At 74.5% G+C, this 11596-nt stretch carries 8 protein-coding genes; 4 read left to right on the top strand and 4 right to left on the bottom strand.

The window, feature by feature from the left end; genetic code table 11:
* Positions 1-97 precede the first annotated feature (97 nt).
* Positions 98-943 (bottom strand): PHB depolymerase family esterase, encoded by an 846-nt coding sequence (locus SM793_RS35210; protein WP_320442415.1) that lies wholly within the window; start codon positions 941-943, stop codon positions 98-100.
* A gap of 164 nt (positions 944-1107) precedes the next feature.
* On the opposite strand from SM793_RS35210, the gene SM793_RS35215 reads away from it, so the two are divergent.
* From SM793_RS35215 to SM793_RS35225, 3 genes are read left to right on the top strand one after another with little or no spacing between them, the layout of a single operon-like run.
* Complete coding sequence (locus SM793_RS35215; RefSeq protein WP_320442416.1) at positions 1108-1698, top strand: phosphopantetheine-binding protein; 591 nt, start codon at positions 1108-1110, stop codon at positions 1696-1698.
* A 1-nt stretch (position 1699) separates the two neighbouring features.
* Positions 1700-3085 (top strand): AMP-binding protein, encoded by a 1386-nt coding sequence (locus tag SM793_RS35220; RefSeq protein WP_320442417.1) that lies wholly within the window; start codon positions 1700-1702, stop codon positions 3083-3085.
* Positions 3075-4619 carry a carboxylesterase/lipase family protein gene (locus tag SM793_RS35225; RefSeq protein ID WP_320442418.1) on the top strand — a complete coding sequence of 515 codons (1545 nt, stop codon included), beginning with the start codon at positions 3075-3077 and terminating at the stop codon, positions 4617-4619. Before SM793_RS35220 ends, SM793_RS35225 begins: the two co-directional genes overlap by 11 nt.
* Positions 4620-4667: 48 nt before the next feature.
* On the opposite strand, the gene SM793_RS35230 is transcribed toward SM793_RS35225, so the two are convergent.
* Positions 4668-5828 carry an iron-containing alcohol dehydrogenase gene (locus tag SM793_RS35230; protein ID WP_320442419.1) on the bottom strand — a complete coding sequence of 387 codons (1161 nt, stop codon included), beginning with the start codon at positions 5826-5828 and terminating at the stop codon, positions 4668-4670.
* Between the two features lie 134 nt (positions 5829-5962).
* Here SM793_RS35230 and SM793_RS35235 point away from each other — a divergent pair, with 134 nt between their 5' ends.
* Positions 5963-7012: a LysR family transcriptional regulator gene (locus SM793_RS35235; protein WP_320442420.1), complete on the top strand. Its 1050-nt coding sequence runs from the start codon at positions 5963-5965 to the stop codon at positions 7010-7012.
* 125 nt (positions 7013-7137) lie between these two features.
* Here the strand turns inward: SM793_RS35235 and SM793_RS35240 are convergent, their stop codons facing one another.
* Together SM793_RS35240 and SM793_RS35245 are read right to left on the bottom strand one after the other, a co-directional pair.
* On the bottom strand, positions 7138-10905 hold the full coding sequence (locus tag SM793_RS35240; RefSeq protein WP_320442421.1) for a hypothetical protein: 3768 nt from the start codon (positions 10903-10905) through the stop codon (positions 7138-7140).
* Between the two features lie 141 nt (positions 10906-11046).
* Positions 11047-11496 (bottom strand): peptidase inhibitor family I36 protein, encoded by a 450-nt coding sequence (locus SM793_RS35245; protein WP_320442422.1) that lies wholly within the window; start codon positions 11494-11496, stop codon positions 11047-11049.
* Positions 11497-11596 lie beyond the last annotated feature (100 nt).

Raw genomic sequence — 11596 nt, forward strand, 5'->3', positions numbered from 1 at the left:
CATTGTGAAGAACCCCCGTCGGGAAACCGACGGGGGTTCTCTGCGTTGTGCGTGAATTGCCCCGGAGAATTCGGTCGCCCGGCAGGCCGGTTGCCCGTCAGCCGTCCGGCAGCAGTGTGCTCAGGAACCGTGTGGCGGCCGGCAGCAGGGCGAAGCCGTTGTGGGCGATGCCGGGAACGACCTCCAGGCTGGCCGGGGTTCCCCGCTCCAGGAGGTGCTGGTGCAGCGCGAGGGCCTGGCCGAGCCGGGTGGCGTGCGGGGGCCTGCGGCTCGGCCGGGTGTCGAGCGCGCCCACGGTCACGTGCACGGGCACCGGTACCAGTACCGGCACTGTCGCCGACGGCGGAAGCGGCATGCTCAGCGTGTGTGGCGTGCTGAGCGGCTGTGGTGTGCTCAGCGGGTGTGTGCCGCCGAACTTCGCGGCCACGTCCGCGATTCCGGCGGGCCAGGGCAGTGCCGGGTCGAGCCGGGTGATCGAGCCCGGGGCGCCGACCGACACTCCGAGCAGCCGCGCCGGGTGCAGGTAGGAGAAGCGGAGGGCGAACTGACCGCCGCCGGAGTAGCCGTGCAGCAGGAAGCGGTCCGCGCGCACCGGCCACCGGGCGGCGGCCTCCTCGACCATCCGCAGCAGCACCAGGTCGAAGCGGACGTCGCCCCTGCGCAGTCGCTTGTAACTCAGCACGTCCTCGGGTTCCGGGATGCCGACGGGGAAGAGCGGCGCGAGGACCACGCACCCGTGGGTGTCCGCGAAGTCCGTGAGTGCGTCCCGGTAGCGCTCGGCGGTGCGACGGTCCCCGTGCACCACGACCAGCAGCGGCCGGGGCGCGGCCGGGGCCCGGGGCGGCACGTACAGGCAGTAGGAGAACCGGGGGTCCGCCCGGCAGGCGAGGAACGGGGTCCGGCGGCGCTCCAGTCGCTGGGAGTGGCGGACGGCGAGGCTCATCTGACCTCCGGAATCGGTGGCGGCACCCGACATCCTGGCGGCTGGACGGGGGAGGGCGGTACCCGGACGACGGAGATCACCCATTGGGGTGAGCGAATATGACTGGCCGTCAGCAGCTGTGCAGACTGGTGCCCGATAAGCCGGAGACCAGGGACTGGAGTGTCATGGGTGGGGTAGTCGAGAAGCCGGTACGGGTACCGGCGCCAGCACCGGCACCGACGGCGAGAGCGGTGGTCGAGCGGGCGCTCGCGGCCCATCCGGGTGTGCTGGACGCGGCGGTGGCGCCGTCCGGCGACGGGGTCGGCGCCCTGGTGGTGCTCGACGAGATGTCCACGGCGCTGGAGGTCCGGGAGGACCTGCGCGCCTCGCTGGTCGCGGCCGGGCTGGCGGCCGAGCCCGCGGTGCTGCCCGTGGTCCGGATCCCCGCGCCGCCGCTCGGGACGTTCGAGGAACTCGTGGCCGGGGAAGCCGCGTCGGGTGCCGCGGAGGTGTCCCGCTACGAGGCGCCGGACGCCGGGCCGGAAGCGGATCTGGCGGGCCGGCTCGCCGGGCTCCTGGGGCTTCCGCGCGTGGGCGCCCTGGACGACTTCGTCGAGCTGGGCGGGGACTCGCTGGTCGCGGTCGCCTTCCTGCACGCGGTCCAGGAGGCGTACGCCGTACCGCTGGGCGTGGTCGAGCTGTTCACCGCCGGTACCGTCCGCGGGATCGCCCGGCTGCTGGCCGCACGGCCCGCGGTCGCCCCGCGGGTGGCGTGAGGTGCACGCGCTCCGGCTCGCGGCGGCGCCCGTGTTCGTGGACGGCGTCGAGGCCGTGCCCGCCTCGACCGTCGCCGCCGGTCTGGCAGCGGTCGGGCGCGGCCTCGCCGGACCGGACAAGGCGCTGGTCGCGATCCTGACCGGGCGCGGCCCGGCCGGACTGCTGGTCTACCTGGGGGCTCTCGGCCTCGGCCACGCCGTCCTGGTGAAGGAGCGGCCGGACTTCGCCACCCGGGACGCCCTGCTCGCCGCCTACCGGCCGGAGTTCGCGCTCGACGTCGGTGACGAGCCGGTTCCGGCGGGATACCGCCCGGTCGGGGAGGTGTGCGGGGCCCGGCTGCTCGGCCGGGCCGAGGCCGCCGGGAGCGCGATCCACCCCGAGCTGGCCGTGCTGATCACCACCTCGGGCTCGCTGGGCCGCCCCAAGGCCGTCCGGCTGTCGTACGCGAACCTGGCGGCCAACGCCGGGGCGGTCGCGGACGCGCTGGGCCTCGGGCCGCAGGACGTCGGGATCACCTCGCTCCCGTTCGACTACAGCTTCGGCCTGTCCGTGGTGAACTCCCACCTGGTGGCCGGCGCGCCGCTGGTGCTGTCCCGGCTCAGCCCGACCTCGCGACGGTTCTGGCAGCTCGCCGCCCGGACGGGTGTCACCGACCTGGGGGCGGTCCCCCTCACCTACCGCCTGCTGCACAGCACCGGCTGGCGGCCGGACGCGTTCCCCGCGCTGCGGCTCGCCTACCAGGCCGGGGGCCCGCTGGAACCGGCCCTGGTCGAGCACTTCGGGCGGCTGATGGCCGGGCACGGCGGCGGCTTCTGCCCGATGTACGGGGCGACCGAGGCCACGGCGCGGATGTGCTGCCTCGACCCGGACGAGCTCTTCGAGCACCTCGGTTCGGTCGGGCGGCCGGTGCCGGGCGGGCGGATCCGGCTGGCGGGCGCCGACGCGGACGGCGTCGGCGAGATCGTCTACGAGGGGCCCAACGTCATGCTGGGCTACGCGTCCGGCCGGGCCGACCTGGCCGAGGGCCGTAGCGTGCCCGAGGTGCTGCACACCGGCGACCTCGGGCGGTTGGAGCGGGGCATGCTCTACGTCCTGGGCCGCAAGGACCGGCAGCTGAAGCTGCACGGCAAGCGGGTGCTCCCGGACGAGATCGAGCGGCGGCTGGCCGTGGTCGGACCGGCCGCGGTGGTGTCGACGGCGGCCGACAGCGCCGTGGTCTTCGTCGAGGGCCGCAGCGAACCGTTCCGGGACGTGTGGCTGGACGTGCTGCGCGAGCTCGGACTGCCCGCCGAGTGCCTGGTCCTGCGCGCGACGCCGGGTCTGCCGCGCACCGGCTCGGGCAAGGTCGACCTCGGCCGGCTGCGGGAGTTGGCCGATGCGCGCTGAGGGCGGCGCCGGGGCGCCGGTGGTGGAGACCGGCTCGGGCCGGGTGCGCGGGGTGGCGGCGGACGGGGTGGTGGCCTTCCTCGGGGTGCCGTACGCCGCGGGCACCGGGGGCGGGGCACGGTTCCGGCCGCCCCGGCCGCACCCGGGCTGGACCGGGGTGCGGGCGGCGGACTCGTACGGCCCGGCCTGCCCGCAGCGGCCGCTGGCCGAGGCGTTCGGGGCGCGTCCGGCGGTGGTCCCGCTGCTGCCGCTGTTCGGCATTCCCGCCGACGCGGGCGCGCAGGGCGAGGACTGCCTGGTGCTGAACGTCTGGACGCCGGGCGTCAGGCCCCCGGCGGCCCGCCCGGTGCTGGTCTGGCTGCACGGCGGTACGGACTTCGGCGCGGGCGACTGGCCGAGGTTCGACGGGGCCGCCCTCGCCCGGGTGGGCGGCCTGGTGGTGGTGACGGTCAACCACCGCCTCGGTGTGCTCGGCCACCTGGACCTGTCCTGGACCGGCCGTCCCGAGTACGCCGCCTCCGGCCGGGTCGGGCTGCTGGACCTGCGGGCGGCGCTGGACTGGCTGCGGGACAACGTGGCGGCGTTCGGCGGCGACCCGGGCAACCTGACCCTGGCGGGCGGTTCGCGCGGCGCCTCCCGGGTGGCCGCCCTGCTGTCCGCCGGAGTGCCCGAGCCACCGTTCCGGCGGGTCGTCCTGAGCAGTCCGCCGCCGCCCCGCCCGGCCGCCGCGACGACGCCGGAGGAGGCGGCCGGGGCCGTCCTGCGGCTGCTGGGCGTCCCGGCGGACCGGCCGGAGCTGCTGGCCGCCCGGCCGGTAGGCCAACTGCTGGACGCCCAGGCAGCGTTGCGGTCCCGGCACCGGTTCGCCTTCCAGCCCTCGGCCGACGGCGGCCCCGTCGAGGAGCGCTGCTACGCGGACCTGGCCGCCGGTGCGGCCCCCGGCGTCCCGCTGCTGATCGGGAGCGCCCTGCACGAGACCACCCGGACCATCGACGCCGACCGGGCGTCCTGGGACGGCCTGAGCGATGCCCGGTTCGCCCGCCGCTGCTCGCGGATCGCCCGGCACGACGTCACCGGGCTGATCGCCGAGTACCGGCGCGAGCGGCCGCGGGACCCGGCACGGCGGATCGCGGTCGCGGTCACCACCGACGCGCTGTACCGCTTCCCGGCCCTGGACCTGGCCTCGGCCCGGAGCGCCAACGCGACCGCCCCGACGTACGCGTACGTCTTCGCGGGCGGCACCGGCAGCCACGGCGAGGACGTCCTGTTCTTCTTCGACAACCTGCGCCACGCGGCCATGGTGTCCCGGAACCCGGCCAACGCCGCGCTGGCCCGGGCGGCCAGCACGGCCTGGATCACCTACTGCCACGACGGGCGCCCCGAGGTCCCCGGCGTCGGGCCCTGGCCCGCCTACACCGAGGACCGGCGGGAGACCCTGGTCCTCGGTACTCCAACCCGCTCGGTCGCCGACCCGTTCGCCGCCCGCCGCGCCGCCTGGGCCGCCGTCCGCCGGGAGGCCGAGCCGGTCGGGTGACGGGGGCGGTGACCGGAGTGGGGACGGTGACGGTGACGGGCCGGGGGCTCACGCGTAGACGCGGGCGTACAGCTCCTCGATCTGGCCGGCGGTGGGCACGGCGGGGTTGTTGGCGGGGGATCCGGAGGCCAGCGCCTGTTCGGCCATGAGCGGGGTCAGCCCGGTCCAGGCGGCGTGGTCGATGCCGTAGCTGCGGGGGGTGGGGACGTCCAGGTCGTGGCAGAGGGTGTGCAGGGCGTCCACCAGCTTGTCCGAGGCCGCGGTCGCGGAGTCGGCGGCGGTCGCCGCGCCCAGGGCGCGGGCGCAGTCGGCGTAGCGCTCGGGCGCGGCGTGGACGGAGAAGGCGGTCACCGCCGGGAACAGCATGGCGTTGGACAGGCCGTGGGCGACGTGGAAGTGGGCGCCGATCGGGCGGCTCATACCGTGCACGAGGGCGACGCTGGAGTTCGAGAAGGCGATGCCGGCCTGGGTCGCGGCGAGCATCATCGCCTCCCGGGCCTCGGCGTCCGAACCGTCCGCGTAGGCGCGGCGCAGATGCCGGCCGATGCCGGTGATCGCGGTGAGGGCCAGACCGTCGGTGAAGGGACCGGACTTGCGGCTGACGTAGGCCTCGACGGCGTGGGTGAGCGCGTCCACCCCGGTGTCGGCGGTCAGCCGGGGCGGCATCGAGAGCGTCAGTTCCATGTCGACGACGGCGGCGATCGGCAGGAACGCCGGGCCCAGGCACATCATCTTCTCGTCGGTGGCGCTGTCGGTGATGACGGTGACCTGGGTCGCCTCCGAGCCGCTGCCGGCGGTGGTGGGGACCGCGATCACGGGCAGGGCCGGTCCGAGGTTGACGTGCGGCGCCTTGTAGTCGCGCATCCCGCCGCCCCGTACACCCAGCAGCGCGAGGGCCTTGGCGGTGTCCATCGGGCTGCCGCCGCCGAACCCGATCACCGAGTCCGCCCCGTGCTCGCGCAGGGCCTCCAGGCCGGGGGCGAGGGAGTCGGTGGTCGGGTCGGGCACGGTGCCGTCGAACAGCGCGGGGTGGAGCCCGGACCGGCGCAGGATCTCCATCAGCCGTTCGGCGGCGCCGGTGCCGACCAGGAACGCGTCCGTGACCAGGAGCGGGCGCCGCAGGCCGAGGCCCGCGACGACGGCGCCCAGTTCCTCGGCCGCGCCGCGGCCGATGCGCAGGATCCGGGGCAGGGACAGACTGGCAACCACGGGCAACCCCTCGACGGTGGGAGGACGGCGGCGCCCGGCGGGGGCGGGCCGATCCGACTCTGCCGTCCGTACGGTGTGCGTTCAACCGTCAATCGCGCAGAGGGGGTGTGCGGAAATGCAGATAGGCTGCCCCGGTGCGTCCCCGCTCCCGCCCCCGCCTCCGCCAGGACCTCGCGGACCCGGCTCCCGACGCGGAGCCGGGCGCGGACCCGCCCCTGGACGCGGACCCGGACCGGGCCCCGGAGCCGCCCGCGGAGCGCCCCGGCGGGCCGGCTCCGCGCGACCTGCGGGCGGACGACCTGCGCCACCTGCTCGCCGTCGCCCGCACGGGGCGCCTGGTGAGCGCCGCCGACGCGCTCGGCGTGGACCACACCACGGTGTCCCGCCGGATCACCGCGCTGGAGCGGAGCCTCGGCGTGCGGTTGATGGAACGCGGCACGGAGGGCTGGGTGTTGACCGACGCCGGCCGGGCGGTCGCCGAGAACGCCCGCACGATCGAGGACGCCCTGGTCCGGGTCGTGGACGCGGTGTCGGGACAGGACCCGCCGTCCCTGCACGGCACCGTCCGGGTGAGCGCCCCGGACGGCTTCGGCACCCTCTTCGCCACCCCGGCCCTGGCCCGGGTGCGCCGCCGCCACCCCCGGCTGCAGATCGAACTCGTCACGGCTACGCGGGAGTTGCCGCTGCGCCCGGCGGGCTTCGACCTCGCCCTGACGATCGGCCGGCCGCCCCGGAGCCGGCTGGTGACCGAGCACCTCACCGACTACGCCCTCGGCCTGTACGCCGGTGAGGAGTACCTCGCCCGGTGCGGGGCGCCGGCCACGGTGGCCGAACTGCGGGAACACCCGCTGGTCTTCTACATCGAGTCGATGCTCCAGGTCGGCGATCTCGACATCGAACGCCATCTGCCGGGCAGCACCCCCGCGTTCTCCTCCACCAACGTCTTCGCCCAGGTGGAGGCCACCCGGCTGGGCACGGGCGTCGGCGTGCTCCCGGCCTTCCTCGCCGACCGGGCCGGGCTGCGGCGGCTGCTGCCCGAGGAGGTCGACATCCGGCTTCCGATCACCCTGGCCGTCCGCCGCGAGGCCGTCACCCACCCCGCCGTACGGGCCGTCCGCGACGCGCTGCACCACGAGGTCGCCGAACGCGCCGCCGAGCTGCTCCCGCCCGCGCCCGACCGGTAGTTCTCCGGGCACCGCGGACGCGGACGGCGGCCGCGGTACCCGGGGGAACCGGGTGCCGCGGCCGCCGTGCCGGTCAGGCCGGGTCAGGTCAGGGTGGTCAGGCCGTGCTGGTCAGGCGGGAGCCGTCACTGGGTGACCGCGCGGAAGAGCCAGTGGAGCCGGGCGGTGCCGGCGCCGGGGCGGGTGACGGTGACCGTGTCGACCGTCGTGCTCCGGGTCAGGTCGAGGTGTTCGTAGGGGCTGGAGAAGTTGGACAGCAGAGTCCCGTTCGGGCCGTCGTCGGTCCTGCACCACAGGTAGCCCCCGTCATTGGGCCGGAAGTCGCCCATGGTGACGTAGTTGCCGTTCTGCGGGTCCCCGGGGTTGGCCGCCGTCGAGTTGACGTACTGTCCGGCGTAGATCAGGTACTGACAGGTGGAGGAACTCCCGCTCGGCCCCGCCGAGACGGTGCTGAACTGATGGTTGTTCCCGTGCGAGTCCGGCGCCAGGTACACCGGGTAGGGCGCCGTCTCCAGGTCGTCCACGGCGAGCGCCGGGGCCGATCCGCCGGCGTCCGTCGCGACGATCTCGGTGAGGTTGGTGCCCTCCTGGACGTCCTGGAGGAACCAGCGCTGGTTGGCCGAGCCGTTCCAGTCCCGGGCCACGATGCCCAGGCCCGGACCGAGGTCGGTCAGGTACTGCCGGGTGACGTGGTTGACCAGGGTATAGGTGCCGTCGCCCTGGTCGGCCCGCGCCCAGAGCTGGTCCAGCGCCGCGTTCGGCCACAGCACCGTCCGTGCGTCCCGGGCGCCGCCCTCCTGGCCCAGGTAGCGGCCGGCGAAGGGCGCGTGCGGGTGGAACAGCCGGAAGAAGCCCCGGTGTTCAGGGTCCTCGGTCAGGCTGAACACCTGGGAGGCGGAGTTCCTCCGGTTGAGCGGCTGGTCGTTGACGGCGTGGTCGGTCGCACTGGTGGGGCCGGCCACGTTGGTGGTGGCGGCGTTGCGCAGGAAGACCTGGTTCGGCCGGGCCGGTTCCGTCACCTGGGCGGGCACCGGGTCCGGCAGGCCGGCGAGCGTGTAGACGACGGGGTAGTGGTCGGCCGAGTCGAGGCCCGGCCGGTCGATGCCGGTGACGGCGCCCTGCGGCTGGGCGGTGGGCAGCACCGCGTAGTCGAGCGTCCTGCGGGTGCCGTTGGCGATCCGGTCGACCGGGTGGGTGGGCAGGGTGGTGGCCTGGACGGTGAACGTGTCGCCGACCGCCGTCTGGAGGTTGTCGGGAGCGCGGTTGTAGTCCCCCAGGGCGATCCAGGGCAGGCCGGTCGGGGTCATCCGGTCCTGGATGATGCGCAGGAGCTGAGGGTCGTCGCTGCCGGAACTCCCCGAGCTGCCGTGCAGCGAGAAGTAGACGAAGCCGTCGACGTTGACGCCGAGCGCGGGCCGGGAGTCCCAGGTGTTGCCGATGACGGCCTCCCGGGTGGTGAACACGCCGTCCGCCGGGACCCGGGTGCGGCTGAACACGGCCAGGTTGACCCGGCCCCACTGGTTGCTGCTGGTGTCGGTGCGCAGCCAGTAGAGGTACCCCGCCGGCCGGCTCGCGCCGCCGAGCCGGTACTCCCGGACCGGGATGGTGAAGCCGAGGCTGTCGACGTACTGGGTGTTGGCGGTGTGGATCTCCTGGAGGAAGGTCGCGCCGCCGGGCGGGGCGCCGGCCTCCTGGAGGGCGATGACGTCGGCCCGCCCGTCCAGTTGGCTGGTGCCGTACAGCCGGGGCAGGTCGTTGGTGTAACGGCTGCCGTTGCCCTCGGGGGTCAGCGCGCCCTGCATGTTCCAGGTGGCCACCCTGCGGGTGTGGGTGTCGCGCGGGTCGAGTCCGCCGGTGTCCCGTAGGAACAGCGACGGCCGCTTGCCGACGTCGGTGGGGACGACGCCCTGGCCGGAGTAGTCCAGGGTCTCCTGGCCGCCCCAGTCGGGGATGGCCTGGCCGCCCTGGGCGAGCGGCTGGAACCGGCCGGGCGCGCCGGCGGCGGACCCGAACTGGTAGGCGGTGCCGCTTCGGGTGCCGTAGGGCGCGTACGGCTCGTACGCGCCGCCGGGGGTGGTCTGCTTGACCATGGTGTTGTCGTAGAAGACGTTCTGCGGGCCGGAGGAGCCGGACCACTTGACCGCCTTGGGGCCGGCCGCCCACCAGATCGGGTACCACGTCCCCTCGTCGACCTCGCCGCCCTCGCCGCCGCAGTTGGTCTCGCAGCTGCCCGAGCGGTGCTCGTAGGGGACCCGCAGGGTGTTCTGCTCGAACAGGTTGTTGTGCTCCCATCCGCCGTGCAGGTTGAGGTCCGAGTCGAGGTCGTTGCGGAAGGCGACGTTGCCGCCGGCCGACCACTGGAAGGTGAAGTGGCGCAGGTTGCGGCTGAGGTTGTAGGCGTAGAGGGAGTCCCAGACCCGGCTGCCGCGCAGGTAGCCGTTGCCGCCCTTGCCCTTGTTCCAGGCGCCGTCGAAGCTGTTGCGCTCGATCTGGAGGTTGCGGGCGTCCTCGGTGACGATCGGGTGGGAGCCGGTCATCTCGGCCTTCAGCCCGCGCGCCCAGTCGTTGGCGGCCCACTTGAAGACGATGCCGTGCATCGCGTACTCGGGTGCCATGTTGCCGTAGTTGTGCACGGCCTGGGCGGGGGTCGGGGCGTAGGTGCCGCCGCCGAGCCTGGGCAGGCCGGTCATGTCCTGGGTGAAGGCGAAGTTCTCGAAGCCGACGCCCTGGACCACCTTCAGCGGGGTGACCTTGCTGGCGTAGGGCTTGTCGCCGAGCGCGGTGGAGCCGTCCGAGGTGGAGTCGACCGGGAGGTCCCACTCCAGCGGGCGGTCCAGGGTGACCGTCCGCGCGGAGGCGTCGATCGCGGCGAGCCGGAACATCTGCTGCCGCATGTGGAGGTTGTCCATCTGGCCGCGGTCGGAGACGCCCTGCTGCTCGTAGAACTTGACGCTGTTGGCCGCGCCGACCCAGACGTAGCCGCCGAGGGCGAACTTCTTCATGTCGGCCTTGGCGTCCAGTTGCACCAGGTCCTGGCCCTGCCGGGCCGCCCAGCCGGGGTCGGCGGCCTGGGCGCCGACCTTGATCCCGGAGGCCCAGTGCTGGTTGACGCTGCCCTCGAAGATGTCCTTGCGGTTCGCCGGGGCGGCCGCCCAGTCGTCCTGGTAGCGCTCGGCGATGTCACGGGTCTGGACGCGGAACAGCCCTCGGCCGGGCCAGATCCAGCCGCCGGTGCCGACGTCGCCGCCGCTGCCCGCCTTCATGCCGTCCTGGTCCCAGCGGCCGTTGACCAGGGTGTCGTAGCGGGTGTCGGCGTCGGGCCGGAACACCAGGCGGGTGCCGCCGTCGCCGGAGCCCTGGCCGCGCAGGACGAGGTAGTCGGCGTCGGCGTAGATCTGCCGGGAGAGGTCGATCCGGCCGGCCGGGAGAGAGATCAGGGACAGCCGGTCGAAGTTGGCGCCCGGCGAGCAGGCGGACTTGATGTCGTCGATGGCGTGCTGGAGGCCGGTGGTGTCGTCGGCGCCGTCGTTCGGCCGGACCGCGTACTGGGAGGCGAGCCGGTCCGGGGTGATGCGGCAGGCGGGGTCGTCGGTCAGGTTGCCGTCGTCGGGCAGTGGCAGGCCGCCCCGGTATCCGGCCCGGGACCAGTCCGGCATGCCGGGGGGAGGGCTGGTCCGGTTGGCGTAGCCCAGGTCCGGGCCCTCCGCACCGGGGCCGGCCGTGACGGCGGCCACCGGGGCCGCCTCGGCCGACGCGGTCGGCGCGGTCGACGCGGTCGGCCCGGCCGTCGGGGCGGGGGCGGCGCCGGAGGGGGTGGGCAGGGCGAGGGCGGGCAGGGTGAGGGAGAGCAGCAGGCCGGAGAGCAGCGCGGCCGCCGGTCGTAGGCGTTTCATCGGACCTCGTTCCGTGTCGTGGTGGTGTTCCCGGCCGGGGAGAGGGGCCGGGAGACCGCACCGGAACGCCCCCGGCACCGTGCGGGAGCCGGGGGCGTCGGGGCGAACGGCGCCGGAGTGCCGGGCGCGCCGGGCCCGTTATTACGGGCAGTAGAAGCGCAGGCCGGAGATCCGGTCGTTGAGGTAGGAGGTGTTGGTGCCGGCGTTGTAGTCGCCCTTGGTGCCCCAGCTCCAGGAGGACGCGAAGTCCAGCTGCGAGGGGTGGAGCTCGCCGTAGGCGTCGTCCCAGAACTCGATCTGGCACTGGGAGTTGTTGATCCAGGACGACACCTGGTCGTTGGCCGGGTCGCCGTTGAGGAAGTGCACCTTGGTGAGGCGGACGATCTCGGTGCCGCCGCCGGCCGACGGCGGCACGACGATCGCCTTGGAGCCCAGACCGCCGCCGTTCTGGTATAGGCAGAGCGCCCAGGCCGGGCAGCCGTCGTACGGCGGATTGGCCGCGGCGGCCGGCGTCGCCGTGAGCAGCACGACCGCTCCGGCGACCGCGCCCGCGACGACGGTGGCGGCCGACTTGAACGATTTCAGGGCCACGGTGGAACTCGCTTTCCAGGACCGCCCAGGTCCTCGACCAGGGCTGGTTGACAGTGCGCATCGGCGGGGGGGCCCCGCGCGGGGGCCCCCCCCCGCTCAG

Source organism: Kitasatospora purpeofusca (assembly GCF_034043715.1).
Classification (GTDB): domain Bacteria; phylum Actinomycetota; class Actinomycetes; order Streptomycetales; family Streptomycetaceae; genus Kitasatospora; species Kitasatospora purpeofusca_A.